This window comes from Burkholderia sp. Bp9143, assembly GCF_003853645.1.
In the GTDB taxonomy this organism is placed as follows: Bacteria; Pseudomonadota; Gammaproteobacteria; order Burkholderiales; family Burkholderiaceae; genus Burkholderia.
Genome location: NZ_QTPO01000001.1, coordinates 20,410 through 46,570, shown reverse-complemented (window position 1 = coordinate 46,570; position 26,161 = coordinate 20,410). Strand labels below are relative to the sequence as shown.

Here is a 26,161-nt window from a genome sequence, read left to right as displayed (position 1 = left end):
ATGACGGGCACGACAGGCATGGCATGACACGGCGCGCTGCGTCATCCCGCTTCATGCGGCGCGCTGATGTTCCAGCCACGCCTGGAACATCAGCACCGTCCACAGCTGGTGCTGCCAGTTCATCCGGCCCGTCTGGTGCTGCCGCCACAAACGCTCGACCGCCTGCGCGTCGAAGAAGCCCTCGTCGCGCAGCCGCGACGGCTGCAGCAGCGCGTCGGCCCAGTCGCGCAGCGCGCCGCGCAGCCAGTGATCGACGGGTGCGCAAAAGCCCTGCTTCGGCCGATCGATCAGCGCCGACGGCACGTACTGGTCCAGCAGCCGGCGCAGCAGCGCCTTCGGCTGCCCTTCCGGCAAGCGCACCGACGCGGGCACGCGCCACGCGAATTCGACGACGTGATGATCGAGGAACGGCATGCGCGTCTCGAGACTCACCGCCATCGCCGCGCGATCGACCTTCGCGAGGATATCGGTCGGCAGGTACGTGAGCGTGTCGATCGCCATCGCCTGCTCGGCGAAGCTCAGGTGCGCGGGCCACGCGGACACCGTATCGAGCGGCGTCGGCGGCTCCTGTCCGGCGAGCGCGAGGCGCTCCGGATGATGCACCGACGACATCAGCAGCCGGTACAGCCCGATGCGGCTCTCGGCCGTCATCACGTGGCCGAGCTTGTGCAGCCGGTCGCCGATGCGCGTCGCCGAATCGCGTGCCTCCACGCCGCCCCATGCGCCCTGCGCGACCGCCGCCAGCTGGTCCGCATGATCGGGGCGCAGCGCATGCAGCGCGGCGGCGATCCGCGCGCGCACCGCCGCCGGCACGCGATGCAGCTTGCGCCACAGGCGCGGCGTCAGGAAGTAGCGCGTATAGCCGCCGAACAGCTCGTCGCCGCCGTCGCCGGACAGGCTCACCTTCACGTGCCGTCGCGTCAGCTCCGACACGAGGAAGGTCGGAATCTGCGACGCATCGGAGAACGGCTCGTCATAGATCGTCGGCAGTTTCGGCACGACGCCGAGCGCATGGTCGGCCGTCACGTAGAGCTCGGTATGCCGCGTGCCGAGGTGGCGCGCGACCGCCTTCGCATAGCCGGCCTCGTCGTAGCCGGCTTCGTGAAAGCCGATCGTGAACGTGTCGACCGGCTTCGCCGACTGCGCCTGCATCAGCGCGACGATCGCCGACGAATCGATACCGCCCGACAGGAACGCCCCAAGCGGCACGTCGGCTTCCATCTGCCGTGCCACCGCCTGGCGCAGGATCGCGTCGAGCTGCCCGACGGCCTCGTCGGCACTGCCTTCGAACGGCTGCTCGCGGCCGGCTTCGATCGCCTGCTCGAGCGTCCAGTACGCGCGCACGCGCGGCGTGTCGCGCGCATGCTCGAACTGGATGAAGGTGCCCGGCGGCAGCTTGCTGATGCCGCGATAGATCGTATGCGGCGCGGGCACGCTCGACTGGCGCAGGTACAGGCACAGCGCGTCGCGATCGATCGTGCCGTCGAAGCCCGGATAGCCGCGCAGCGCCTTGAGTTCCGACGCGAATACCAGTGCGTCGCCGATCCGGCCGTAGTAGAGCGGCTTCTCGCCGATCCGGTCGCGCGCGAGCGTCAGCACCCGCGACGCGCGATTCCACAGCGCGAACGCGAACATGCCGGTCGCGCGCCTCAGCGTCGCGTCGACGCCCCACGCGGCGATCGCCGCGATCAGCACCTCGCTGTCGGAGTGGCCGCGCCACGCCGGTGCGCGACCCGCGCGCTCGAGCGCCGCGCGCAACTCGCGATGGTTGTAGATTTCGCCGTTGAAGACCATGACGTAGCGGCCGCACGCGGATGCCATCGGCTGCCGGCCGTGGACCGACAGATCGACGATCGCAAGCCGCCGATGGCCGAGCGCGATACCGGCTTCCGGGTCGACCCAGAGGCCCTGCCCGTCCGGCCCGCGATGCGCGAGGCTCGCCGTCATTCGCGCGAGCGTGCCGCGCGCTGTCTCCTCATCGATGGCGACGCTATTCAGAAAGCCGTCGATTCCGCACATTTGATTTGTTCGCCCCTGTTGACCTGTTCCGTCAGCGGCGGCGCAACCTCGCAGGCCGCCGTCAGGCTGACGGTCGAGCCATATTACGAAGAAATAAATCAGCAATAATTCATGGGTGAATGTTGACCAGCTCCGGAAAAAAAACGGCGTCAAGCGCGGCGTGCGATCGGCCCGGTGAGCCGGAAACAGGTCCACATCACGGCGTATCGCCGGGCCGCGCACATGCCGGTGTTCCGGCCCCGACAGGTCGCGCGCGTCAGGCCGCGCCGGTCGCCCACTTCAGCAACTGCGCGACCTCGCGGAAATGCTGCTGCTGGATCGTGCCCTTTTCAGGCGTGCTCTCGTACAGCGCCTGCGCGAGGCCGGCGTTCGCGAGTGTCGGACGCAGCGCGTCGCGCGCGAGCCGCACGATCCGTTCGGCCGCCTCGCCTTCGCCACGCGCGAGCACCCATGGCAGCGTGCCGGGTCCGCCGTAATAGAGCGCGACCGCAACGCTCGACGAATAGACGACCACCGACGCGAAACCGATCCGGTCGGGCAGCGACGAGAACTGCGCTTCGCGCGCGAGCTGCCGGCGCTTCGCCTCGACATGCGGATCGCCTTCGTCTTCCTTGTGCTCGCGCCGCACTTCCTCGATCGACATCTTCATCTTCTGGCTGAACTCGCGTCGCTGGTGCACGATGTCGATCAGCGCCATCACGATATAGATCAGCGCGGCCCAGCCGAACAGCAGCATCAGCAGCTTCACGATCAGCGCGAGAATCGACATCGGCCGCGTGAAGCCGGACTGCACCGCCGGGTCAAGCGACTCGACGATCAGCCAGCCGAGCGTCGCGACCAGCAGCACGGTCTTCAGCAGCATCTTCGCGAGATTCACGAGGTTGCGCATCGACCACATGTTCTTCAGCCCCTCGGCCGGATTGAGACGCGACAGCTGCGGCACGAGCCGGCTCCACGCCATCACGCCGCCCACCTGCACGAAGCCCGCGAGCAGGCCGGCCAGCAGCCCGGCCGCGACGATCTGCGCGGACAACATGGCCCAGTCGCGCGCCGCGCCGTCGATCAGCACCGCGATCCGCGCGGACGGATCGGCCGCGCCGGCCGCGTCGAACACGAGCCGGAACAGCGCCTGCAGCCGCGCGAACAGCGTGCCGAGCCCCACCGCGAGCGCAACGCACACGCCGACGAAGAACGCCGATGAGATCGTCTCCGCGCTCTTCGGCACGTCGCCCTTCTGCCGCGCCTCGCGCAGGCGCTTCGCGGTGGGCTGCTGGTTCTTTTCGGCCATGGGCGCTCCGGTTCCGGCGGGCCGTCACGCGCCGCCATGCGCGGCGAACAGCGCGCGCAGCAGCGCCATCAGCCCGCTGTCGGGGCTCAGCAGCGCACGCAGCGACGCGTACACCACCGGCAGGAACAGCACCATCATCAGCAGCGCGAGCGCGCTCTTCAGCGGCTGCGCGAACACGAAGATGTTCAGCTGCGGCACCGCGCGCCCGACGAGGCCGATGCCGAGCTCGACGAGCACCAGCACGATGATCACCGGCGCGGCGAGCTTCACCATCCACTCGAAGATCGTGTCGGTCTGCCGCACGACGAAGGTCTCCAGCATCGACGAGAAATCGGGGCCGAGCGAGCCGATCGGCCACCACGCATACGACTGCGCGAACAACTGCACGAGCACCTGCAGGCCGCCCGCGGTGACGAACAGCGCGATCGCGACGAAATTGAGGAAGCCCGACGTCGGGCCGCCCTCGTGCCCGCCCATCGGATCGAAGAACGCGGCGCTGCCGCTGCCGGTCTGGAAATCGATCAGATAGCCGACGCCCTGGATCGCGAACAGCACCGCGCTAAACGCGCCCGCGAGCAGCATGCCGACCACCGCCTCCTTCGCGACGAGCAGGCACCACATCAGGAACGGCAGCGCGGCGACCTGCGCCGGGTCGATCACCGGCGCGACGAACGCGGCGATCACGACCGCGATCCCGTTGCGCACGAGGCCCGTGACGATCTGCTCGTTGAACACCGGCACGACGAACATGATCGGCAGCAGGCGCGGCATCACGTAGAGCAGCGGACGCAGCGTGCCGGCGATATCGTTGAAGTTCGCCGCGTGGTCTAGCATCGGCGCTCCGCGGCGGCGGGTGCCGGGTCGTCGGCGGGGTTGGCTGCAACGGTCGAGTCGGCCGTGTCGGCAGCATCGGCCGTATCGGCATCCGCCGGTCGCGACACCATCTCCGCATCGAACGCGGCGGCCATGTCCGGCTGCCCCGATGCATGCCCCTGCGCATCGCCCGCCCACACGCCGGCCGTCGCGAAGCGCCGCACCGCATGCGCGTCCGCGACCTCGTCGGCATCGCGTTCGACCCGCGCGGCGCGTGCCTGCAGCGCCTTCTCGCCGGCCTTGTCGAGCTTGTCTTCGGCGGCCTTCGCCTTGCGCGCGGCGCGCTGCAGGTCGGCGAGCGTCGCCTCGTGATCGCGATGCACGTGCGTGGCCTCGCTGACCGACGCGTTCGCGACGCCGATATGCCGGTCGAACGTGCGCGTATCGGCCGCCGCGTTCTGCAGCGCACGCGCCTCGCGCACGTCGTCGGCGAGCCGCGTCTGGATCGCGGCCTTCGCGGCGACCTGTTGCGCGAGCTGGGCGTGCGCGGCGTCGAGTGCGCGCCGGCTCTGCGCGGCGACGCCCTGCTGGCGCGCGGCCGCCACGCGCGCGATCTGGCTGCGCATCTCGCGCACGCGCTTCAGGCGTGCGAGCGTCGCGAGCACGAGGCGGTCGTCGGCTTCAGACATGGTCGTGCGCGAGTTTCGTCAGCTTCGCGAGCAGCGCGTCGAATCGCACGTCCTCATGCGACGCCTGCGCGCAGAACGCGCCGATCGCATCGCGCGCACGCAGCGCGAGATCGCCGAGCCGGTCGCTGCCTTCGCGATACTCGCCGATCTGCACGAGCAGCTCGATTTCCTGGTACTTCGCGATCAGCTCGCGCACGCGCGCGGCCGCTTGCTGATGCGCGCGGCTCGCGACGAGCGGCATCACGCGCGACAGGCTCGCGAGCACGTCGATCGCCGGATAGCGGTTCGCGAGCGCGATCTTGCGCGACAGCACGATGTGGCCGTCGAGGATCGATCGCACCTCCTCGGCGATCGGATCGGATTCCTCATCGCCTTCGACGAGCACCGTGTACAGCGCGGTGATCGAGCCGGTCGCGCCCTGCCCCGCGCGTTCGAGCAGGCGCGGCAGCACGGCGAACGTCGACGGCGGGAAGCTGCGCCGCGTCGGCGGCTCGCCGCTCGCGAGGCCGACCTCGCGCTGCGCGCGCGCGAAACGCGTCAGCGAGTCGACCAGCAGCAGCACGCGCTTGCCCGCGTCGCGGAAGTGCTCGGCGATCGCGGTCGCGACCAGCGCGGATTTCACGCGCTCCATCGCCGGGCGATCGGACGTCGACACGACGACGATCGAGCGCGCGCGCACCTCGGGCGACAGGCTGTGCTCGATGAACTCGCGCACTTCGCGGCCGCGTTCGCCGACCAGCGCGATCACGTTCACGTCGGCCTGCGCGCCGCGCGCGATCATCCCGAGCAGCGTGCTCTTGCCGACGCCGGACGGCGCGAAGATGCCGACGCGCTGGCCGACGCCGAGCGTCATCAGGCCGTCGATCACGCGCACGCCGGTCGGGAACGGCGTGTCGATCATCTTGCGCGCGAGCGGATTCGGCGGGTCCTGCTGCGTCGATACCCACGCGGCGCCCGTCACCGGCCCGAGATCGTCGAGCGGGCGGCCGAGCCCGTCGAGCACGCGGCCGAACAGCGCTTCGCCGACCGGAAACACATGCTCGCGCCCGGACGGCACGACGGTCGTCTCCGGCGACAGGCCGGCCACGTCGCCGAGCGGCGTGAGCAGCGTGGTCTGCCGCGAGAAGCCGACCACTTCGGCAAGCAGCGTCGGCTGGTTCGGCGTGCGCAACTCGCAGATCTCGCCGAGCCGCGCACGGATGCCGGTCGCGTTCAGGATCTGCCCGACCGCGTGATTGACGCGGCCCTGCACCGACACCGGCGAGAAAAACGCGAGCCCCGCGTCGAGATCGCCGACGAGGCGGCCGCGATCGAACGGCGCGGCATCGTCGTCGCTACCGGCGCCGAACGGCTGCGGATCGTCGAGCGGCGCGTTCATCGCGTCGTGCCCTTCAGCGCGTCGCGGCGGATCGCCTGGCGCAGCGCGTCGATCTGCAGATCGAGGCTCGCGTCGATGCGCCCGGACGGTGTCTCGACCGTGCACGCATGACGTTCGAGCTGCGCATCCTCGACGATGCGGATCCTCTGCCGGTTCGACTGGCCGGCGAACGCGCGCTCGAGCGCGTCGCGCATCTCGTCCTCGCGGCCCGGCGCGACCCGCACGATCAGGAACGCCTCGTCGCGCACGAGCGGCGCGATCCGCGCGAGCGCCGCCTCGTACAGCTTCTGCGTGCCCATCTCGCCGACGATCGCGCGCACGGCCTTCACGACGATGTCGGCCATCGAATCCTTCATCGACTCCATCGTGCGCGCGGCGGCCAGCGCCTGCGTGTAGGCCTGCGCCGCATGCTCGCGCTGCGCGCGGCGCATCCCTTCGTCATAGCCGGCCGCCTGGCGCTTGTCGAATTCGCGCTGCGCGTCGGCGACGATGCGCGCGGCCTCGTCGCGCGCGGTCGCGATCACCGCGGAGGCGTCGAGCAGCGCCGCGTATTCGCGCTCCTTGAGCACCTTGCGCTCCGACAGCAGCTGCAGGTTGTCGCTCGTGATCAGAAAAGCCAGTCCCATGACGCAAGCCTCTCGGGAATCAGAAACAGGAACAGCAATTCGCCGAACTGGTCGCGCTGCGCGCGGTTGAGCCAGTACGGCGCCTCGTCGTCGATCGCGCGGTTGAATTTCAGGCGCGCGCGCCGCGCGACCGCGTCGCCCGCCACGCCGATGAAATCCGCGAGCAACCGGCCGCCGCGCGCACGGATCACGACCGGCAGCGCGGCCGGATCGGCACGCCACGGTTCGAGCGTGTCCGCGAGCGCGCCGAATTCCGGCGCGCGCTCGAGCGCGAGCTCCAGCGCGTCGCCGCCGAGCTTCGCCGCGACTTCCGCGCGAATGCGCCGCACGGTCAGCGCGTCGCGCAGCCAGCCGCGATGCAGCAGCAGCCCCGCATACGACGCGAGCTGCTCGAGCGCCGCGCCGGGCAGCAGCGCGAGCCGGGCACACGGACTGGCGACGTCGAAGTCGTGGTGCCCGGCCATGCCGTTCGCGTCGAGCAGGTGGCGCGCCAGCAGCTTGCGGCCGGCCGGGCCGAACGCGTCGGGCGAGCGATAGCGCGCGGGCCACTCGGCCGGCACGCGCGTCACGTGCAGATAGCGGTCGGGCCGCAGGTTGAATTCGCAGACGAGCGCGTGAAACGCCGCACGCCGTCCGGCGGGCGGCAGCGCGAGCGGCTGCAGCCACGGCAGCGGCGCGGCGTCGGGCGTGGCGCCCGGCGGCAGCGCGGCGTGTTCGCTCATGCGCCGTCGCGCGCGCCGTCCGGCGTGCGCAGGCTGCCGCCCGACTGCGCGGTCCCGCCGCCCGAACCGTTCGCGCCGCGCGGCGTGCCGACCAGCCCGGCCAGCCGGGCGCCGAACATCCCGCGCCGCGCGGCCGACAGTGCGATCACCGCGCAGGTCAGCAGGATCAGCGCGAACACCAGCCAGCCGAGCGGCGAGCGCAGCCGCAGGATGTCCGACACCGCGCTGCCGATGCCGTCGACGCGCGTCGTGCGCGCGGCGGCCGGCTGCAGGAACAGCGACACGTTGTCGTACTGCAGCCCCTCGATGCTGTGCGCGACGAGATCCTTGACCATCGGCGCCATCGCGCGCAGGTCCACGCCGGGCCGGTAGCGGATGTACACGGCTGCCGACGACGGCTTGATCTTGTCCGCGAGCGGGTCGTTCTCCGGAATCACGACCTGCACGCGCGCGACCACCACGCCCTCGATGTCCTGCAGCGTGCGCGACAGGTCCTGCGACACGCCGTACAGGTAGCGCACGCGCTCCTCGGCGGGCGTCGACACGAGCCCCTGCTTCTGGAACAGCTCGCCAAGGCTCGCATAGCTCGGCTTCGGCAGCCCGTTCGCCTGCAGCACGGTGAGCGCCGACTGCATGTCGCCGTCCGCGACGCTCACCTGCCATGCGTTGCGATCCGACGTGTCGCGCGCGTCGTTGTCCTTCGACGCGCTGATGCCCGCGTCGCCGAGCACGGCGACCATCTGGTTCGCGTCGCGCTCCGACAGGCCGGAGTAAAGCTCCTTCTGGCAGCCCGCCAGCAGCGCGAGCAGCCCCGCGAGCAGCACACGCGCCGCCCGGCTGCGCCACGCATGGCTGCGCGGCGTCGAATCGATCGTCGTCATCGTTTGTCCGCTTCATCGCGCGCGCGGCCGTCGGCGGCCTGCGCGCTCGTCACTCCTGCGTCTTCAGCACCGTGTGCGTGAAGCCGTTCGCCGCCTGCGCGACCGACAGGCTCAACTGGTATTCCGAAATCGTGGTGGTCGCCGTCCACTGGAAATCCATCGCCTGCACCATCGTCATCAGCGGATCGCTGCGGTTGTCCGCCATCGACGTCAGCATCTCGGTGCGATGCTTGTCGATGTTCGCGTACCGCGTGTCGAGATCGTTGCCGTACGTGCGCAAGCGCTCGACGAGCGACGAATGGTTCGCCTGTGCGGGCGTCGCGGGCGTCATCTGCACCGCCGGCGCCGCATCGGCCGGCGCGCGCGACATCGCGACGCCCGACGCCGACGGCGACGCCGCGGCCGGCGACGCACCCGGCTGCATCAACGCATCGAACTGGCGCACCTGCGCCGGATCGGACGCCGTGCCCGCCTGCTGCACGGCACCCGCGAGCGCGGCCGCGCCTGGCGGTGCCGCGCCTACGCCTGTTACCGACATGATCGTGTCCTCCTTGACCGGCAGCGCCGGGAACTTGCCGGCCGGCACGCGCACACGCCCCGCCGGGCGCCCGTCACGGGCGGCCCCGGCATCTGGCGTCGCGCGGCACGGCCGGCGACCGGCGTCATGCGCGGCCGGCGGAACTCAGGTGTTGCGCAACCTGGGCGTTCGCCGTCCCTTCCTGCGCGGTCACTGCGTTGCTGGTTTCGAACGTCGCGGTCGACTGCTGAACCTGGAAGTTGATCTTCGTCAGTTCGAGCTGCGTCTTGGTCAGGTCGTCCGCCTGCTGCTGGACCTGGTTCGTGTTGTTGGCACCAGTCGGGGGGGTACTCATGTTTCGCTCCTTTGCGTGAACGTCGGTGAACTTCTTCCCTCTTCCGGCGGCGGCCCCATGCCCCGCCGGCGACGTGACGCGCCGCATGCGCGCGGCGTGTCGCGTAATGCGCGCACCGCGCGACACGCGATGCGCAGGTCCTGTCGCGGCGCTAGTGCGCCGCCTCCTTCGATGCACCGGCCGCGGCAACCGCCGGTACCGCCGGCGCATCCGGCAACAGCGTCGGCCCCGGCACCGGCTGCGCGACGCCGGCCGCCGCGCCGCTCGCGAGCGGCGGCACGGGCGGCGCCGGCGCCTGCCCGGGCGCGTTCGCGGACGGGCCGCCGAGCGGCATCGTGATGCGTTGGCCATTACGTTCGAACACCACTTCGTCCGGGCCGATCGACACGACGGTCGGCCCTTCCTTCAGCCGCGCGCCTTCGAAATAGCGGCTGCCGTCGGCCGTCTCGATGTAGCGCTGGTCGCCGTCGCCCGCGAACACGGTCGTGATCTCCGGAATCCCCGCGATGCCGCCGAGCGTCGTCGCGGTGCGCGGCGCGGCGGCATCGGCGTCGCGCACGTGGTCGACCACCTCGAGCGCCGGGCGCGCGTCCTTCATGTAGTTGCGGATGCGCGGCTCGATCTGCGCGCGCTCGGCCGCCCCCGTCAATTCGATCCGGCCGCGGCCGAGATAGGTGACCGTCAGCGCCGTGTCGCTGAAATACGTCTGCGCGGTCGCGACGAGATCGCTGACCACGTAGATGTTGCCGAGCGCCGCGTTGTCGACGCCCGCGACGATCTGCGCGACGCGTTCCCGCGCGGCCGGATCGCTCACGTAGCCCGACACGATCACGCCGTCGTCACGCGGCGCGACGGCGAGCTCCGGATACGCATGCAGCAGCAGCTGCAGCCGGTGCGTGCGCGCGAGCACCGATTCGTGCTGCCACGGCAGGCGCCCCGACCACGCGACGAAGCCGTAGCCGAGCGCGCCGAGCAACACGCCGATCCACAGCGCGACGACCGCGATCACGAGTCGCCGGCTGCCGAGACGGCGCAGGCCGCCCGTCAGCCAGCCGAGCCACGCGGCCTCGCGCGCGGCATCCGGCGCGTCGGCCTCGTCGGGCACCGCGACGCTCGCCTGCGCGTGACGCGCGATGCCGAGCTTGATCGAGCCGACCGTCACGACGTCCTGCGGCGTCATCGAGCGGCGGCCCGCGCCGAGCGGCTCGTCGTTGAACAGCACCGGTGCGCCGCCGTCTCCGCCGTGGTTCTGCACCGTCACCGCGAGCGCGCCGACCTGCAGGCACACCTGTTTCGCGCCGATCTCGCGATCGGGCAGGATCACTTCGCAGTCGGCCGCGGTGCCGACCCAGTTCGCGCCGCGCGCGAGCGACATCGTGCGGCCGTACATCGGTCCGCTGAGGAAGCACAGGTTCCACGGCGACGCGAGCGCGGCCGACCCGGCCGCGGCGCCCGCCGCGCCGCCGGCCAACGCGCCGTCGCCGTGCGGGTCAATGATGGTCGTCGACATGGGTGGATGCTCCTGCGGTCGTCGCCACGGGCTGCGACGCCGAATCCTTCGGCGGCGGCGGCAGCGCGGGCGGGCCGAACTTCGTGCCGGGCAGCGGCGCGGGCGTGAGCGGCACCGCGATGTCGTTGTCCGGCGGGCGATACATCGACGTGCCGTTCGAACCGGCCGGCCCGTCCGCGCCCGGGTTCACGGGCGAGCCGTCCGGCGCGTACATCGACGCGGTCGTCACCACGCGCGGCGTCAGCAGGTAGAACCGCTCCATGTGGTTGCCCGACTTGTCGGTGTACTTGAACAGGTTGCCGATCAGCGGGATGTCCGACAGCCACGGCACGCCGCTCTTGTTCAGCCGCACCTCGTCGTCGTTGAAGCCCGCGATCAGCAGGCTCTTGCCTTCGTCGATCATCGTCTTGGTGACGATGTTGCGCTGCTGGATCACCGGCACGTTCGACACGGCCTGCCCCGGCACGATGTTGCCGTCCTGGATGTCGATCGACATCATCACGCTCTGCGGATTGCCCGATACGGCGGCCGCGTTGCGGATCGCCTCGTCGACGATCATCGGCGTCACCTTGATGCTGGTGCCGGTCGTCACGCTGTACAGCGACGAATCCTGGTAGCCCTGCACCTGCACGTAGAACTGCGTGAGGTTCTCGAGAATGGCCTCGGTGTTGTCGAGCGCGAGCACCTTCGGCTTCGAGCGCAGCTGCGCCTGCCCCTTCTGCGCGAGCGCGTTCACGCGCGTAAGAAGGTAGTTGCGCAGCGAGCCGCCGATCGACGCGGTCAGCGCGATGCCGGTCGGCAAGAAGGTGCCGGTCTGCCCCGCCTCAGACGTGCCGATGCCGAACGTCAGCGGCGGATTGCCGGCGCCGTTGAACTGCGTGTTGCCGTTCAGCGGGTTCTGGCCGTTGCCGATCTGCACGTCGCCGTGCGTCGTGTGCAGGCGCCAGTCGATCCCGAGGCTGTCGAGCGAATCCTCGTTGATGTCGATGATCGTCACGTTGATCTCGACGATGCGCGGCCGCTCGTCGAGCTGGTTGATCAGCGACTGGTAGCGATACATGTTCTCCGGCAGATCGCGCACGATCACCGCGTTGATCGCCGGGTCGGCGACGATCTGCGGCAGCGTGTCGCCGCCGCCTCCGTTCGAGAACGGCGAGAAGCCGCCGGCAGCGCTGTCTGCACCGCCATAGCTGCCATAGCCGCCCTGCCGCGCGCCGCCGGAAATATCGGGGAAATCGAGCCGCGGCACCGCGATCGTCAGCCCCGAGCCGAGCTTCACCTGGCGCGCGGCCTGCCCGAGCGGCGTGCTCGACGGCAGCTCGTTCGTGCCGCCGCCCTTGCCGAACAGCCGGCGCAGGATCGTCGCGACGCCCGGCACCGTCACTTCCTTGCCCGAGCGGTTGATCGTGAAGTCGGACGCCCAGCCGTACCTGAGCCGGAACGCGCGGATGTCCGCATGCGCGCCGTTCGCCGACGGATCGCCGACCGAGCCGACCGCCTGCCGCACGAGCTCCACGTAGCGGCGCGGGCCGGCCACGTACACGCTGTTCGCGCGGTCGTTGATCACGAGCGTGTAGCGCTTGTCGGGAATCTGCATCGCCTGCAGCGCGCGGCCGATCTCGCCGGCCGCGTTCGGCGGGATCGGGATCATCTGCGTCTGCGACTGGTCGGCCGGGTCGACGTACAGGAACGATCCGTCGTAGTACCACGTGAGCCCGTAGGTCGAGCAGATCGTGTCGAGCGTCTGCTGCGGGGTGCCCGCGAAGCGGCCGCTGATCACGCCGTCGACCTTCGGATCGACCACGGCCGTCACGCCTTGCGACGATGCGAGCTCGCGAATGAAGTCGCCGATCTTCTTGCCGTTCGCGACGATCGTGAACGGCTTGTTGCGCCAGCGCAGTTCCGCCGCGCGCGCCGGCTGCGCGACCGTCATGCACAGCGATGCCGTGAGCAGCGCGGTCGCGCACATGGCGAGCGCGGCCCGTTGCAGGCGGCGCGGTTGAAACCGGATCGGGGCGACGCGTCGACGCATCAAAACACTCCTGTGGAAGAAACGAACATGCGTTCCAGCGCCTGCTGCGCGAAGCGCAGCACCTCGCTGCCGAGCCAGCCGGACAGCAGCACGAGCGCGACCATCACGGCGATCAGCCGCACCGCGATGCCGATGTTGGCGTCCTGCACCTGCGTGACGGCCTGCAGGATCGCGACGACGAGCCCCGTGACGGTAGCGATCAGCACGATCGGCAGCGACAGCAGCAGCACCAGCATCAGCGCCTGCCGGGTCAGGTCGAGGATCGTCGAGCTCGTCATTGCGCGACTCCCGGCGCACGTACGCCGGCGCCCGCGCCGAGCGTGCCGTCGTCGGGCGGGTTCTTCACCCAGCCGACCGTATGAAGCTGCACGTCCTCCTCGACCTCCTGGTACGACAGCACCGCGAGTTCCGGCAGCACCGGCTGCAGGATCGTCTTCACGTAGCGGCGCGCGCCGAGCGCAACCATCACCGCGAGCCGCGCGGCGCCCTGCGGGTTGCCGTGCCCGGCCGTCTGCGATGCGGTTGCGGCCTGCACGATCGCGCGTACCTGTTCGCCGATGTCCTGCTTGATCGCGCTCGACAGCGCGAGGAAATTGCCCTGCTTCGTGCGCATCACCGCGTTCTCGATCCGCTCCTGCAGGTTCTGCTCGAACAGCACGACGCGCAGTTGCCGCGTCGCGCCTGCATGACGATCGGTGATCATCCGGCGCAGGTCGACGCGCACGAGCTCGACCAGCGCGATCACGTCGTCCGGCTCGTTCGGCGCCCACGTGATCAGGCTCTCGAAGATCACGCGCAGGTTGCGGATCGGCACCTGTTCGGCGAGCAGCCGGCGCAGTACCTCGGTCACGCGCTGCAGCGGCACGAGCCGCGTCAGTTCGCCGACGAGTTCCGGGTGCTCGCGGCGCACCAGGTGCACGAGTGCCTGCGTTTCCTGGATGCCGAGCAGCTCGTCCGCATGCTGGCGCACGATCTGCTCGACGTGCGCGGCGAGCGCGCCCTCGCTCGTCAGCCACTTGCCGTCCGGCGCCGCGCCGTCGGGCTTGATCCACAGCGCGGTCGCGAACGGGCCGAACGCCTCGGCCGGCTGGCGCTCCGCGCGCTCCGGCAGCGGCGCGACGCCGTCCCACAGCAGCCAGCCCGGCTTCAGCGCGCCATGCGCGGCGAGCACGTCCTGCAGATAGATCCGGTACGTGCCGGCCACCGCCCCTTCGTCGTCGTTCAGCGTGATGCGCGGAAACACCGTGCCGATATCCGCGTCGACGCGCGCCTTCGCGCTCGACAGCGCGGTCTGCAGATGCGCGAGGTTCAGCGTCGTGCGCAGGTCGTCCGACAGCGACACCGCGATCAGCGACGTGACGCCCGCGGCATGCGACACCTTCGCGGGCTGGCCGTCGTCGGTCGCGCCGATGCGGCCCGCGATATGAATCAGATTGAAGCTCGGCGCGGTCGTCTTGCGCTTCAGCTGCGTGAAGGCGAACGCGCCGAGGCCGAACGCGATCAGCGCGAACGACCACTTCGGAAAACCCGGCACGACCAGGAAGCCGGCCAGCACCAGCGCCGCGATCAGCAGCGCGCGCGGGTGCGCGCCGAGCTGCTCGCCCAGCTGTTCGCCGAGCTGGCGCTGCCGCGTGTCGCGCGTCGCGACGCGTGTCGTCACGATGCCGGCCGCGATCGACACCAGCAGCGACGGGATCTGCGACGCCATCCCGTCGCCGACCGTCAGGATCGCGTAGCGCTGCACCGCCTCGCCGATATCCATCCCGTGCATCAGCGTGCCGACGGCGATGCCCGCGACGATGTTGATGAATGCGATCACGAGGCCCGCGATCGCGTCGCCCTTCACGAACTTCATCGCGCCGTCCATCGCGCCGTGCATCTGCGATTCCTGCTCGAGCTTCTCGCGGCGCTCGCGCGCTTCGTCGGCGCTGATGATGCCCGCGCGCAGATCCGCGTCGATGCTCATCTGCTTGCCCGGCATCGCGTCGAGCGAGAAGCGCGCGCCGACTTCGGCAACCCGTTCCGAGCCCTTCGCGATCACGATGAACTGCACGACGGCGATCACGAGGAACACCACGCCGCCCACCACGACGTTGTTGCCCACCACGAGCCGGCCGAATGCGTCAATCACGTGGCCCGCGTTCGCGTGCAGCAGGATCAGCTTGCACGACGCGATGTTCAGCGCGAGCCGGAACAGCGTGGTGAACAGCAGCAGCGCGGGAAACGACGAGAAGCTGACCGCAGACGGCACATAGGTCGACACCGTCAGCAGCACGACGCTCGCGGCGAGGTTCAGCGAGATCATCCCGTCGAGCGCGGCCTGGGGCAGTGGCAGGATGAACAGCGCGACCACCGACACGATGAACGCGGCGAGAAACAGGTCGGCGCGCGGCGACGCCCCGAGACGTCGCCCGGACACGCTGCGGCCGGCGGAAAAGATCCGCTGCCAGTCGCGAGGGAGCGCCTTCGGTTCTGCCATCGTGCCGTCGTCCTGTCGTTGTCGCCGGCGGGCGCGGGCCGTCATGCCCCGCGTCGCGCGGACCGTTGAATGGGACGAGTGTAGCGACGCGAAACCGCGTAAAAAGGGATGCGCCTCGTAGCGTCGCGGCGGTTTTCCGGCGACGATCGGATCGGACTACGAAACCCGGCGATGCCTGTGCGCGCGCATCGCCGGAACCGCTTCCATCGCGCGGCGGGCGCCGCGCGGGTAGACAGGGTCAGGACTCCAGACGGCGTGCGGCGAGATACGCGAGCTGCGCGCGGTTCTGGACGTTGAAGAGCTTTTCGAGCGAACGGATATGGTGACCGACCTTGTGCAGCGACGTGCGCAGCGCGCTCGCGATCTCCTGGTCGGACAGCCCGTGCACGAGGCGCTCGAGCACCTGCTGCTGCTCGTCGCCGAGCGCGAAGCCGCGCATGCGCGCGATGCGCGCCTCGAGAAACGGCAGCGCGACGCGATGCACGGCGAGGCTCACCGACAGCGCGCCGCCGATCACGCGATCGTCGATCCAGTCGGTGCCGTGGGCTTCCGACGTCACGTTCACCGCGACGCGCAGGTCGAGCCGCGGCGCCGACAGGCTGAAGATCACACCGCTGTTCATGGCGTGCGCACGCAGATGGCCGGCCAGCGCGAGCACCTTGCGGTCGCCGCTGCCCTGCGCGGACGACTCGATCTCGTCGAGCCGCCACGCGACCGGAAAGCCGCTCTGCCGCACCTGCGCGAAGCGCGGGTCGCTCTCGTAGAGCATGCCCTCGATATACGGCTGCATGAACGTCGCGGGTGCGAGGTCGCGCAGCAGATGCGCGCACAGGATGCGCCGCCCGATCATCTCGTACGCACCGTAGCCGAGCGTGCTGAAGCCAATTTGCCGCAATCGGGCATGGCATTGGGCGAAATCGACGGGAGTCGCGTCGGATTTACCGGGCGCAATTTGAATGCCGGTAAAAACGTCGCGCTCGAATGGTTGAATTTCCTTCGAATAAGCGGCAGCGGCCGCGATATCGGCTTGCGAGAACCACTCGACGCGGGGCGCGTCGTCAGCATATGTCATGAGGAGCCCACCCTTTCCCAATATGTGAAACTGCCCCGTCACGATCTGGTCTTTTCTTTATGATTTTCTGGTCGTCTCTATACCGGTGCGAATATGAACCTTTCGCCCGAATTAGTATTACGGCATATTACGCGCACACAGGCATTTTTGTACAATGCCCCCGCGTTTCGTCTGGATGACGATCGGCGCATATCATAAAGATGCTCGATCGCATCGTCGCGAGCGCCGTGCACGACACGGCTGCCGCCGCGCGATGCGCGTCGATTCCGAGGGATGGCTCATGTCCGATATTGCATTGCAAGAAGAAGCGGTCGCCCCAACCTTGCCCCGTCCGCCCCGGCGGACGGTCGCCTGCACCGACGCGTCGAGAGCGCGCCCGGTGCAGGTCGTCTGGTGCGACGACGTCAAGCGCGGCGACATCGCGCAGCCGCACGCGCCGAAGCTCGGCGTCGCCGATACGCTCGCGCACGCGCAGAGCACCGCGGAGCGCAACCGGATCGTCGCAAGCCTGCTGCACCTGACGGGCTTCTCGACGTTCGCGTATTTCGCGCTCGAATTCTCGCGGGAGCGCGTCGAAAGTCTCTACCTGCACGAGGCGTTCACGCCGACCACCTATCGCGGCGACTACGTTCGGCACAACCATCACGACATCGATCCGCGCACGCTCGACGCGCGCGTGTGCAACATGCCGATCGTGTGGGACCTGCAGCAGTTGCGCCGCGAACACCGCGAGCGCGACAACGGCCCGTGCGTGACGCCGGCCGCGCTCGACGGTTTCCTGCAGACGATGCAGGACGACGGCATGTGCAGCGGCATCATGTATTCGATGGCCGTGCCCGGCACGCGGCTGCATGCGTTCATGAGCTTCACCGCACCACGCCGCACGCGCGAGTGGATCACGCCGGCGACGATCGAGCAGGCGTTGTCGATCGGGCTGTCGGTGCACAAGTTCGCGTCGCCGCAACTGATCGCGACGTCGCGCGAACGCACCGTGAACGGGCTCACGCCGTTCGAGCAGGAACTGCTGCTGGGCATCGCGGAAGGCGCGTCGGACAAGGAGATCGGCCGGCGCCTCGACACCAGCGCGCACAACGTCGACTATCACCTGCGCAAGCTGCGCAAGCGCTTCGGCGTCGCGAACCGGATCCAGCTCACGTACCTGACGTCGAAGCTCGAGCTGATCTGACGCGCACGCCATTTGCCCGCGTAAACGCACATGCCGGCCTCGCGGGCCGGCATGTGCGGGTTGCGGCGCGGTGCCGGCTCCGGCGCCGCTGCCTGATAGACGCGCGCCGTTACTTCAGCAGCGTCATCTGCACGACCTTGACGATCACGAGACCGACCGCGATCACCAGGTAGCCGCGCAGCACGGCCATCCAGACGCGCGTCGCGACCGTCATGTTCTGCGGCGCGAGCGTGTCGAGCGGCGGCATGCGCCACGTGGCACGCAGCGCGCGATCGATGCCCGGCTCGACGACGCGCTTGTTGCGGCGGATCAGCACCGTCGCGAGATAGCCGGCAATCGCGAGCACCGTGCCGCCGACCAGCACGTCGACGATCGCTTCGCCGCTGATGTCGGGATACATCACCGACGCGGTCAGGATGATCGACAGCAGCACGAGCACCCAGATCACCGCGCCCGTGAAGATGTTGAGCTTCGTCGAGTTGACCCACGGGCCGAGCACCTGGCGATCGTTGCAGAGCACGAGCAGGAACACCGTCGCGCTCGGCAGCAGCACGCCGGCGAGCGTCTGCACCGCTTCGGTCAGCAGGCCGAGCGGGCTGCCCGGGATCAGCACGAGCGCGGCAGCGGCCGCGACGATCCCGAAGTAGACGAGATAGAAGCCCTTCGCATCGGACACGCCGCGATGCAGCGAGTGTCGGATCTTGAACACGTCGCCGATCGCGTACGCGGTCGACAGCGACACCGCCGCCGCGCCGATGATGCACGCGTCGAGCAGCGCGACCGCGAACAGCGTCGCGCTCGTGCGGCCCGCATACTTCTCGAGGCCCGCGATCACGCCGCCCGCGTCGGTGAAGCTGCCCGCTTCCGGATGACCGCCGAACAGCGCGGCGCTGAAGCCGATCATCGCGACCGCGCCGATCAGCACGAACGCGATACCGATCCACAGATCGACCTTCTCGTACTTCATGAAGCGCGGCGTGATGCGCTTGTCGATCACGTAGCTCTGCTGGAAGAACAGCTGCCACGGTGCGACCGTCGTGCCGACGACGCCGATCACGAGCAGCATCACGTCGGACAGCTTCGCGTGCGCGGGCCAGTTCGGCACGAAGAAGTCGCGCGACATCTGCGCCACCGGCGGGTGGATCGACACGAGCACCGGCACGAGCAGCAGGCTCAGCACGCACAGTACGATCGCGAACCGCTCGAAGCGCCTGAAGTCGCCGGTACTCACCGCCGCCATCGTCAGCGCGGCCGCCACGCACACGCCCGCAACCTTCGGGAGCCCGAAGAAAGCCAGCACGAACGTGATGCCGATGAACTCGGTGACGATCGTCAGCGCATTGAGCAGGAACAGGTCGATCACGCTGAACGCGCCCCAGAACTTGCCGAAGCGCTCGAAGATCAGGCGCGCATGGCCGACGCCCGTGACCGCGCCGAGACGCAGCACCATTTCCTGGTTCACGTACAGCACCGGCACGAGCAGCAGCAGCGTCCACAGCAGCGTCGTGCCGTAGTTCTGACCGGCCTGCGTGTAGGTGCCGAATGCGCCGGCGTCGTTGTCGCCGACCATCACGATCAGGCCGGGGCCGATGATCGCGAGCAGCGTGCGCAGGCGCGCCCACCACGTGCCGCGCGCGGCGGTGTCGTGATGCGCGATGGTGCCGAGCGCGCCGCGGATGTCACCCAGGTGGGCTTCGTCGAGCACGGCGGTGCGTTCGACGGCGATCGGTGGAGAGACGTTGGATGGCGTGGACATGATGAATTCCGTACGGCTGGTTTTTTTATCCGGTCAAGCGTGTGGTCTTGGAATACGCGCGCGGAACGGGCCCGTGCGCGCATGCCGAGACGCGCTCGGCGTTTCGGTTCAGTAGAGCAGCGATTTCAACCGGGTGAACAACCGGGAGAACACCCGCGGACGGGCGTCGAGCATCAGCATCGCGTCGTAGTGCGGGCGCGATTCCGTGACGTGCGGAAGATTCGACAGCAGAAGGCCGAAGTTCATGGTCTGGCTCCTGGCGGCAACGGCATGCATGCCTGCCGCGTGGTGGGCGCGGGGCCAGTCCGGGGCCTGAACGACGTGTCAGGCTAGTCGGCCGGAATGTCCCTGCGACCCGGGTTCAAAAGGGTCTGTGCGTGCAAAGGGCATATGGGACAACTGTCACTGTCGTTCATGGCGGCTCCTGTGCGGTGTTCCGGAGAACACGGTTGGCCGCCGCCCGGCGCGCGGGCCGCCGTTCGGGCGCATGCGACATGCATGCGCGAACGCGGCCGCGCACCGGGCGGCGGCGAAACCGGGCAGCGCATGCGCGAACGCATCACGCTAACCGGCGCGAATCAGGGTGCACGTAGGGGGTTACTGCGAAATACTGCTGCGCGCACCGTTTGCCTGGGGGACAAACGGCGGCTTCGATGAGGCGCGGACGTCGGTCGCTCAGGCGGAAACTTCGTTCGAAGATCGACTACTGCAGGCGTCCAAGGCGGCGGCCCCAAGAGTGAAGATGGCGGATTCTATGGACCGGCCGAAACGGAAGTCAACCCTTTGAAGCGGGCTTGACGGAATATTTTTTCGGGCTCATGCGAACTGAAAGATTCGCGCCCCAAATGACGCGCCGCAACCTTTCAGCGCGTCGGACCGCATGCGCCGCCGATGCGTGCGAGCAACAGTCGCCGCGCACCGCCGGCGGGCGGTCGTGCCGTGCATCGACCGGCCCGGGCATGGCGGCGCTGGCGGTGCGAGATGCGCAACGTCGCCGCCTTTTTTGCTTGCACCGCAGCAAAACTCGCGACTACAATCCGCCGCAATTCATCAAGGGAGTCCCTTCGTGGACACATGCTCCAGTTGCAGTTCGATGCCGGTCCAGGCCGGCCAAGCCATCGCGAGATAGCAGCCAGACGCATGTCATTCGCCGCTAGCTCGCATTCGTCGGGTTAGCGCGCTTCCTCCCGGGCCGGCATCGCCGGATTGTCCGTGTCGCACGCTCCGTTACGTTCCAACCGCCGATCGCCGGTCGCATCATGCACCCGCGCTCGATCACGTCGTCCGGCATGCGCCGGACCGGACGGAGGCACGTCATGTTCTTTCAATCGTTCGCGGTCAGACTCAAGCGATTCGCTCGCGTCGCGTGCGACCGCTCGTTCGTTTCGGTCCTTTCGCCACTCGCCCACACGCTCGGCAACTGGCGCGGCACCGCGCTCGCGCCCCTGTCGGCGGCGCCCCGGCCGCTCGACTGCGCGCTGGTCGGCGCGATGGCGGCTGCCGTCGTGCTCGTCGCGCTGCTCTGCACGACCGCGTCGCGCCTCGGCTTCGCGCAGGTATGGCGGATCGGCGGCTGGCTGCCGTAACCGGCTGCGCGGAACGCGCCGTGTGCCTGCGCGCCGTCGCCCGCCCCTGCTCCATCGCTTCACGTTTCCATTTCTTCAGCCTAACTAATCAATCGAATAACGGAGCCCGCATGAAGAACCGCTTCGAATCCGCACGGCGCACACCGCGCCTCGACGCGCTCGCCGCGCTGTTGCTGTCGCTCGCCGCCGCGCCCGCGTTCGCGCAATCGTCGTCGCCGGCCGCGGCCGAACCGGCGGCCGGTGCCAGCGACGCTGCCGCCGCCCCCGCACAGGCCGCCGATGCCGCCGCGCCCGCTCCCACCGGTTTCTGGGAACGTTCGAACCTGCTCGGCAACATGGGCGGCCTGCGTGACGTGCTCGGCGATCACGGCGTCACGCTGAACCTGCAGGAAACCAGCGAATACCTGTACAACGCCGCGGGCGGCACGCAGCGCGGCGGCGCCTATCAGGGGCTCACGCAATTCGGCTTCAACGTCGATACGGAGAAGGCGATCGGGCTGCCGGGCGGCACGTTCAACGTATCGGCGCTGCAGATCCACGGCACCAACCTCACGCAGCGCTATTTGCGGACACTGCAGACCGCGACCGGCATCGAGGCGAATTCGACGACGCGCCTGTGGGAACTCTGGTACCAGCAGGCGCTCCTCGACGGCAAGGCCGACGTGAAGGTCGGCCAGCAGAGCGTCGACCAGGAATTCATGGTGAGCCAGTACGCGGCGACGTTCATGAACGCGACGTTCGGCTGGCCCGTGCTGCCGTCGACCGACCTGCCGTCCGGCGGCCCCGCGTATCCGCTGTCGTCGCTCGGCGTGCGGCTGCGCGTGAAGCCGGCCGACGCGTGGACCGCGCTGGTCGGCTTGTTCGACGGCAATCCGGCCGGCCGCAGCGACGGCGACGCGCAGGTGCTGAACGCGCACGGCACCAACTTCAACCTGCGCAGCGGTGCGTTCGTGATCGGCGAACTCCAGTACGCGCTGAACGCGCCGCCCGCCGATCCGAAGGCGCCGCAACTGGCCGGCCTGCCGGGCACGTACAAGCTCGGCTTCTGGTATCAGTCGCAGCACGCGAACGACCCGCGCGTCGGCACCGACGGGCTGTCGCTCGCGAATCCGGCCAGCAACGGGATTCCCGCCACGCATCGCGGCAATTACGGTTTCTATGCGGTCGCGGATCAGATGGTGTGGCGGCCGTCGGCGGACAGCCCGCGCTCGGTCGGCGTGTTCGCGCGCGTGATGGGCGCGCCGGGCGATCGCAACATCGTCGATTTCGCGGCGAATGCGGGCGTGACGCTCAAGGCGCCGTTCAAGGGCCGCGACAACGATACGGCCGGCATCGCGGTCGGCTACGCGAAGATCGGCTCGCATGCACGTGCGCTCGACGGCGACACCGGCACCTATACGACGCCCGGCTATCCGGTGCGCCGCGCGGAAACGGTGATCGAGGCGACTTACCAGTACCAGGTCGCGCCGTGGTGGCAGCTGCAGGCCGACCTGCAGCACTTCTTCCGGCCGGGCGGCGGCATCCCGAACCCGAATGCGGCCGGCGCGCGCATCGGCGACGAAACGGTGATCGGCGTGCGCACGACGATCACGTTCTGACACCCGCGCATGCGACACGGGCCGGACTGCCGCTTGCGCGGCGATCCGGCCCGTGCGCGTTCAGATGCCGGCGTGCCACGCACGCCGCGCGTCACTCGCCATACAGCCCGAGCAGTTTCAGCGTGACGCCGTTGGTCCAGCCGAAACCGTCCTGCAGCGGATATTCGCCGCCCCCGCCGCCGCCCGCGCCGGCGCCTTCGACCACGTACTTCTCGACGAGCTTGCCTTCGGTTGCATACACATGCTTCACGTCGGCCAGGAAGCGCGTGCCGATGTCCTTCGCGAGCGCCGGTTCGCCGTAACGGCGCAGCCCGTCGATCGCGATCCACTGCAGCGGCGCCCAGCCGTTCGGCGCATCCCACTGCTGGCCCGTGTTCTCGGTCGTCGTCGCGAGGCCGCCCGGCTGCAGCAGCGTCTTGCGCACCTCGCGCGCGGTCGCCTTCGCGCGCTCGGGCCAGGCGACACCCGCGAACAGCGGATACAGCGCGGCGGCCGTCACGCCGTCGCGCGGCTTGCGCAACGGCCAGTCGTAGTCGCCGTAATAGCCGCGGCGGTTCCACAGATAGTGGTTGATCGCGGCCGCGCGCCGCGCCGCCCGTCCGGAAAAGTCCGCGACGCACGCGACGTCGTGCGTGACCGTGCAGCCCTTCACGATCGTCGTCTCGAGATGGAACATCAGGCTGTTCAGGTCCACCGGCACGATCGACGTCGTGCGGATCGTCGCGAGCGTCCTGCCGTCGCCGAACCAGCGCGAGCTGTAGTCCCAGCCGCTTTCGGCGCCCGCGCGCAGGTCGCGGTACACCTCGTTCGCGGGGCGATTCGGCACGGCCTTCGCGGTCGTCACATCCTCGAGATACGACTCGTCGCGCGGCGTGTCGCTCGCGTCCCAGTAGCGGTTCAGCACCGCGCCGTCCGGCATCGCGACCACGTTGCGCGCGGCCTGCCCGCGCGGCGTCGTGCTTTCGCCCTGCATCCAGTACGCATGCTCCTTGCGCAGCGCCGGCAGGTACTTCTGGTAGACCTTGTCGCCTTCCGCCTGCGCGGCGAGCGTAACCATGTAAGCGAAGAACGGCGGCTGCGAGCGGCTCGCGTAGTACGTGCGGTTGCCGTTCGGGATGTGGCCGATCGTGTCGATCAGATGCGCGAAGTTGTCGAGCATGTCGTCGACGAGATCCTCGCGCCCCGACACCTGCAGCCCGAGCATCGTGAAATAGGTATCCCAGTAGTAGCCTTCGCGGAAGCGGCCGCCCGGCACCACGTACGGCTTCGGCATCGGGATCAGCGAGCCGTATGGCGGCACCGTCGCGCTGGTGCGCGTGAGCTGCGGCCACAGCCAGTCGATGTGCTGACGCAGTGTCTGGTTCGCCGGCGGCGTGACCCCGCCCTCCGGCGGCGGCGTGAAGTACTGGTCGACGAACGCCTTCAGCGAGAAGCCCGGCTGCGACTTCTGTTGCTGATACAACTGCACGATCGTCGCCGGATCGGCGTTGGGCGTCGCGTCGACGAAGGTCTTCTGGTCGGGATAGAGCTGGGCGGTCTGCACCGCGACGAACAGGTCGCCGTAGAGCTGGCTCGGCGGCGGCAGCAGCGTGCCGGAGGCCGGGCTCGCGAGCGCCGCCGTGGCGGGCGCGGCGGACTGGCTGGCTGCCTGCATCGCGGCTTGATTGGCACTGTCGGCTTGCGCGGCGCAACCGGCGACGGCGAGGTAAGCGACGGCGAGAATGGCAGCCCAGCGCAGACGCGGCGCGGGCACGGGCGGATGCGAGGCAGGATGCGATGCGGTCGATGCGGCACGACGTAACGTCATGACGTGTCCCCTCCTTTCGATGGTGAGTGGATCGGCAGGGGTCTCGTTCGCGCGTGCGCTCGTCTCGATGGCCGTCGATCGATGCGCGTCGTTGTGTTCCGCAGATGAGCTCCGACTGTCGCACGAAACGCGCATCGCACGCAAGTTTCGCGGCCGGGCCCGCAGGCGCGCGTCATGTGTCATGTCATCAGCCGCGGTCGTCTCTTTTTCCGCGCACGGTAACAGGAACGACTGTTGCAACATGCGGAACAAGCGTTGTCTCACGTGACGCAACGACCACATTGTGGGCATAATGGCGTCTTTACCGCGCGCCCTGCCCATGTCGCCCGTCTTTCTAGCACCGCTCATCGTTGCCTGTGCGTTGTTCATGGAAAGCGTCGACGCCAACATCATCGTCACCGCACTGCCCGCGATGGCGAGGGACTTCGGGCACAATCCCGTCACACTGAACATTGCGATCACGGCCTACGTGGTCGGCCTCGGCGTATTCATCCCGATCTGCGGATGGCTTGCCGATCGCTTCAGCGCACGTTCCGTCTTCCGCACCGCGATCGGCATCTTCGTCGCCGGCTCGCTGATGTGCGCGGCCGCCAACTCCCTCGGCGTGCTCACGTTCGCGCGCTTCGTGCAGGGCGTCGGCGGCGCGATGATGGTGCCGGTCGGCCGGATCATCATCTTCCGCGCGGTGCCGCGCTCCGAACTCGTGCGCGCGATGAACTACCTCGCGATTCCCGCGCTGTTCGGGCCCACGGTCGGGCCGCTCGTCGGCGGCTTCATCACGACCTACCTGCACTGGCGGATGATCTTCTTCATCAACGTGCCGATCGGCATCTACGGGATCTACCTCGCGAGCAAGCACATCGCGAACACGCACGAGGCCGATCCCGGTCCGCTCGACTGGTTCGGCTTCCTGCTGTCGGCGAGCGGCGCCGCGCTGCTGCTGATGGGCCTCACGCTGATCGACGGCTCGCTCACGTCGCGCGGCAACGCGATCATGATGTGCGTGGCCGGCGCGGTGATGCTCGCGCTCTACGTGCCGTACGCGCGCCGCAAGGAACGGCCGGTGCTCGACCTCAGTTTCCTGAAGATCCCGACCTACCACGCGAGCGTGGTCGGCGGGTCGCTGTTCCGTATCGGCCTCGGTGCGGTGCCGTTCCTGCTGCCGCTCGCACTGCAGGAAGGCCTCGGGATGAGCGCGTTCCACTCCGGGCTGATCACCTGCGCATCCGCGTTCGGCGGCGCGGTGAGCCGCTCGACGGCCACCCATACGCTGCGCCGCTTCGGCTTTCGCACGGTGCTGATCTACAACGCCGCGTTCGCCGGTCTCGCGATCGCCGCGTACGGCCTGTTCCATCCGGGCATGGCGACCTGGGCGATCTGGACGATCGTGCTGGTCGGCGGCATCTTCCCCGCGCTGCAGTTCACGAGCCTCAATTCGATGATCTACGCGGATATCTCGCAGGCCGACGCAGGTCGCGCGACGAGCCTCGGCAGCGTCGTGCAGCAGATGTCGCTCGGGCTCGGCGTGACGGTCGCCGGCCTCGTGCTGCACGTGTCGCACTGGCTGCAGGGGCATCAGACGATGGTGTGGTCGGATTTCTGGCCCGCGTTCGTCGTGGTCGGGCTGTGTTCGTTCGCGTCGATTCCGATCACGCGGCGGCTGCCGCCCGGCGCCGGCGACGAAGTCGCGCGCGGCAAGCGGCAATAGCGGCAATAAATGGGCAGTCTGGCGGGGAAAAGGCAGGCGGCGGAAAAACCGGAAAAACAGAAAAAATCAGCGGACATCCACACGGGGCCGGTGCACAGCCGCATGGATGTCCGCTCAGGGCTCCGGGTCTCTCGTTGGG

The 26,161-nt window shown here is 69.0% G+C and carries 22 protein-coding genes; 4 read left to right on the top strand and 18 right to left on the bottom strand.

Annotated elements, in window-relative coordinates; genetic code table 11:
- Window positions 1-51: 51 nt before the first annotated feature.
- The 15 genes from asnB to DIE23_RS00160 all read right to left on the bottom strand — a co-directional run bounded on the left by asnB (window position 52) and on the right by DIE23_RS00160 (window position 16,381).
- Entirely contained in the window at window positions 52-2,019 is a 1,968-nt protein-coding gene (gene asnB, locus DIE23_RS00230) for an asparagine synthase (glutamine-hydrolyzing) (RefSeq protein ID WP_124610261.1), read from the bottom strand.
- A 256-nt stretch (window positions 2,020-2,275) separates the two neighbouring features.
- A complete protein-coding gene (locus DIE23_RS00225; protein ID WP_124610260.1) occupies window positions 2,276-3,307 on the bottom strand; it encodes an EscU/YscU/HrcU family type III secretion system export apparatus switch protein in 1,032 nt (343 codons plus the stop codon).
- Window positions 3,308-3,331: 24 nt separating this feature from the next.
- The gene (sctT, locus tag DIE23_RS00220) at window positions 3,332-4,141 is read right to left on the bottom strand and encodes a type III secretion system export apparatus subunit SctT (protein WP_124610259.1); all 810 of its coding nucleotides are present in this window, start codon (window positions 4,139-4,141) and stop codon (window positions 3,332-3,334) included.
- On the bottom strand, window positions 4,135-4,809 hold the full coding sequence (locus tag DIE23_RS00215; RefSeq protein WP_124610258.1) for a hypothetical protein: 675 nt from the start codon (window positions 4,807-4,809) through the stop codon (window positions 4,135-4,137). Before DIE23_RS00215 ends, sctT begins: the two co-directional genes overlap by 7 nt.
- Window positions 4,802-6,187 (bottom strand): type III secretion system ATPase SctN, encoded by a 1,386-nt coding sequence (gene sctN, locus DIE23_RS00210; RefSeq protein WP_124610257.1) that lies wholly within the window; start codon window positions 6,185-6,187, stop codon window positions 4,802-4,804. The genes DIE23_RS00215 and sctN overlap by 8 nt, the downstream gene beginning before the upstream one ends.
- Complete coding sequence (gene sctL, locus DIE23_RS00205) at window positions 6,184-6,813, bottom strand: type III secretion system stator protein SctL (RefSeq protein WP_124610256.1); 630 nt, start codon at window positions 6,811-6,813, stop codon at window positions 6,184-6,186. Before sctL ends, sctN begins: the two co-directional genes overlap by 4 nt.
- Entirely contained in the window at window positions 6,795-7,535 is a 741-nt protein-coding gene (locus DIE23_RS00200) for a SctK family type III secretion system sorting platform protein (RefSeq protein ID WP_124610255.1), read from the bottom strand. Before DIE23_RS00200 ends, sctL begins: the two co-directional genes overlap by 19 nt.
- A complete protein-coding gene (gene sctJ, locus DIE23_RS00195) occupies window positions 7,532-8,416 on the bottom strand; it encodes a type III secretion system inner membrane ring lipoprotein SctJ (RefSeq protein WP_124610254.1) in 885 nt (294 codons plus the stop codon). The genes DIE23_RS00200 and sctJ overlap by 4 nt, the downstream gene beginning before the upstream one ends.
- Before the next feature lie 49 nt (window positions 8,417-8,465).
- Window positions 8,466-8,954, bottom strand: a complete 489-nt coding sequence (locus DIE23_RS00190; RefSeq protein WP_124610466.1) for a hypothetical protein — start codon at window positions 8,952-8,954, stop codon at window positions 8,466-8,468.
- Between the two features lie 124 nt (window positions 8,955-9,078).
- Entirely contained in the window at window positions 9,079-9,288 is a 210-nt protein-coding gene (locus DIE23_RS00185) for a hypothetical protein (RefSeq protein WP_059468365.1), read from the bottom strand.
- A gap of 151 nt (window positions 9,289-9,439) precedes the next feature.
- A complete protein-coding gene (gene sctD, locus DIE23_RS00180; RefSeq protein WP_124610253.1) occupies window positions 9,440-10,798 on the bottom strand; it encodes a type III secretion system inner membrane ring subunit SctD in 1,359 nt (452 codons plus the stop codon).
- Window positions 10,779-12,830, bottom strand: a complete 2,052-nt coding sequence (gene sctC / locus DIE23_RS00175; RefSeq protein WP_124610252.1) for a type III secretion system outer membrane ring subunit SctC — start codon at window positions 12,828-12,830, stop codon at window positions 10,779-10,781. The genes sctD and sctC overlap by 20 nt, the downstream gene beginning before the upstream one ends.
- Entirely contained in the window at window positions 12,830-13,108 is a 279-nt protein-coding gene (sctS, locus tag DIE23_RS00170; protein WP_006396581.1) for a type III secretion system export apparatus subunit SctS, read from the bottom strand. Before sctS ends, sctC begins: the two co-directional genes overlap by 1 nt.
- A complete protein-coding gene (sctV, locus tag DIE23_RS00165; RefSeq protein ID WP_124610251.1) occupies window positions 13,105-15,309 on the bottom strand; it encodes a type III secretion system export apparatus subunit SctV in 2,205 nt (734 codons plus the stop codon). The genes sctS and sctV overlap by 4 nt, the downstream gene beginning before the upstream one ends.
- 238 nt (window positions 15,310-15,547) lie before the next feature.
- Window positions 15,548-16,381, bottom strand: a complete 834-nt coding sequence (locus DIE23_RS00160) for an autoinducer binding domain-containing protein (protein WP_124610250.1) — start codon at window positions 16,379-16,381, stop codon at window positions 15,548-15,550.
- Window positions 16,382-16,661: 280 nt separating this feature from the next.
- On the opposite strand from DIE23_RS00160, the gene DIE23_RS00155 reads away from it, so the two are divergent.
- On the top strand, window positions 16,662-17,567 hold the full coding sequence (locus DIE23_RS00155) for a LuxR family transcriptional regulator (RefSeq protein WP_124610249.1): 906 nt from the start codon (window positions 16,662-16,664) through the stop codon (window positions 17,565-17,567).
- 109 nt (window positions 17,568-17,676) lie between these two features.
- On the opposite strand, the gene DIE23_RS00150 is transcribed toward DIE23_RS00155, so the two are convergent.
- On the bottom strand, window positions 17,677-19,323 hold the full coding sequence (locus tag DIE23_RS00150; RefSeq protein WP_124610248.1) for an Nramp family divalent metal transporter: 1,647 nt from the start codon (window positions 19,321-19,323) through the stop codon (window positions 17,677-17,679).
- Between the two features lie 108 nt (window positions 19,324-19,431).
- Window positions 19,432-19,569 (bottom strand): hypothetical protein, encoded by a 138-nt coding sequence (locus tag DIE23_RS39365; RefSeq protein WP_185646360.1) that lies wholly within the window; start codon window positions 19,567-19,569, stop codon window positions 19,432-19,434.
- Window positions 19,570-20,639: 1,070 nt separating this feature from the next.
- On the opposite strand from DIE23_RS39365, the gene DIE23_RS00145 reads away from it, so the two are divergent.
- Together DIE23_RS00145 and DIE23_RS00140 are read left to right on the top strand one after the other, a co-directional pair.
- A complete protein-coding gene (locus DIE23_RS00145) occupies window positions 20,640-20,909 on the top strand; it encodes a hypothetical protein (protein ID WP_124610247.1) in 270 nt (89 codons plus the stop codon).
- 110 nt (window positions 20,910-21,019) lie between these two features.
- A complete protein-coding gene (locus DIE23_RS00140) occupies window positions 21,020-22,507 on the top strand; it encodes a carbohydrate porin (protein ID WP_124610246.1) in 1,488 nt (495 codons plus the stop codon).
- Window positions 22,508-22,598: 91 nt separating this feature from the next.
- On the opposite strand, the gene treA is transcribed toward DIE23_RS00140, so the two are convergent.
- Entirely contained in the window at window positions 22,599-24,314 is a 1,716-nt protein-coding gene (treA, locus tag DIE23_RS00135; RefSeq protein ID WP_124610245.1) for an alpha,alpha-trehalase TreA, read from the bottom strand.
- 319 nt (window positions 24,315-24,633) lie between these two features.
- Between treA and DIE23_RS00130 the strand changes: the two genes are divergently transcribed.
- Window positions 24,634-26,022, top strand: coding sequence for an MFS transporter (locus tag DIE23_RS00130; protein WP_124610244.1), 1,389 nt, complete (start codon window positions 24,634-24,636; stop codon window positions 26,020-26,022).
- Window positions 26,023-26,161 lie beyond the last annotated feature (139 nt).

Bases quoted from the DNA above. Each gene is read 5' to 3' on its own strand.
- sctT (WP_124610259.1), bottom strand. From the start codon at position 4,141: ATGCTAGACCACGCGGCGAACTTCAACGATATCGCCGGCACGCTGCGT.
- DIE23_RS00150 (WP_124610248.1), bottom strand. From the start codon at position 19,323: ATGTCCACGCCATCCAACGTCTCTCCACCGATCGCCGTCGAACGCACC.
- asnB (WP_124610261.1), bottom strand. From the start codon at position 2,019: ATGTGCGGAATCGACGGCTTTCTGAATAGCGTCGCCATCGATGAGGAG.
- sctS (WP_006396581.1), bottom strand. From the start codon at position 13,108: ATGACGAGCTCGACGATCCTCGACCTGACCCGGCAGGCGCTGATGCTG.
- DIE23_RS39365 (WP_185646360.1), bottom strand. From the start codon at position 19,569: ATGAACTTCGGCCTTCTGCTGTCGAATCTTCCGCACGTCACGGAATCG.
- DIE23_RS00185 (WP_059468365.1), bottom strand. From the start codon at position 9,288: ATGAGTACCCCCCCGACTGGTGCCAACAACACGAACCAGGTCCAGCAG.
- sctN (WP_124610257.1), bottom strand. From the start codon at position 6,187: ATGAACGCGCCGCTCGACGATCCGCAGCCGTTCGGCGCCGGTAGCGAC.
- sctC (WP_124610252.1), bottom strand. From the start codon at position 12,830: ATGCGTCGACGCGTCGCCCCGATCCGGTTTCAACCGCGCCGCCTGCAA.
- DIE23_RS00225 (WP_124610260.1), bottom strand. From the start codon at position 3,307: ATGGCCGAAAAGAACCAGCAGCCCACCGCGAAGCGCCTGCGCGAGGCG.
- DIE23_RS00160 (WP_124610250.1), bottom strand. From the start codon at position 16,381: ATGACATATGCTGACGACGCGCCCCGCGTCGAGTGGTTCTCGCAAGCC.
- DIE23_RS00190 (WP_124610466.1), bottom strand. From the start codon at position 8,954: ATGTCGGTAACAGGCGTAGGCGCGGCACCGCCAGGCGCGGCCGCGCTC.
- DIE23_RS00155 (WP_124610249.1), top strand. From the start codon at position 16,662: ATGTCCGATATTGCATTGCAAGAAGAAGCGGTCGCCCCAACCTTGCCC.
- DIE23_RS00200 (WP_124610255.1), bottom strand. From the start codon at position 7,535: ATGAGCGAACACGCCGCGCTGCCGCCGGGCGCCACGCCCGACGCCGCG.
- sctV (WP_124610251.1), bottom strand. From the start codon at position 15,309: ATGGCAGAACCGAAGGCGCTCCCTCGCGACTGGCAGCGGATCTTTTCC.
- sctD (WP_124610253.1), bottom strand. From the start codon at position 10,798: ATGTCGACGACCATCATTGACCCGCACGGCGACGGCGCGTTGGCCGGC.
- sctJ (WP_124610254.1), bottom strand. From the start codon at position 8,416: ATGACGACGATCGATTCGACGCCGCGCAGCCATGCGTGGCGCAGCCGG.
- DIE23_RS00140 (WP_124610246.1), top strand. From the start codon at position 21,020: ATGAAGAACCGCTTCGAATCCGCACGGCGCACACCGCGCCTCGACGCG.
- treA (WP_124610245.1), bottom strand. From the start codon at position 24,314: ATGACGTTACGTCGTGCCGCATCGACCGCATCGCATCCTGCCTCGCAT.
- DIE23_RS00215 (WP_124610258.1), bottom strand. From the start codon at position 4,809: ATGTCTGAAGCCGACGACCGCCTCGTGCTCGCGACGCTCGCACGCCTG.
- DIE23_RS00130 (WP_124610244.1), top strand. From the start codon at position 24,634: ATGTCGCCCGTCTTTCTAGCACCGCTCATCGTTGCCTGTGCGTTGTTC.
- DIE23_RS00145 (WP_124610247.1), top strand. From the start codon at position 20,640: ATGTTCTTTCAATCGTTCGCGGTCAGACTCAAGCGATTCGCTCGCGTC.
- sctL (WP_124610256.1), bottom strand. From the start codon at position 6,813: ATGGGACTGGCTTTTCTGATCACGAGCGACAACCTGCAGCTGCTGTCG.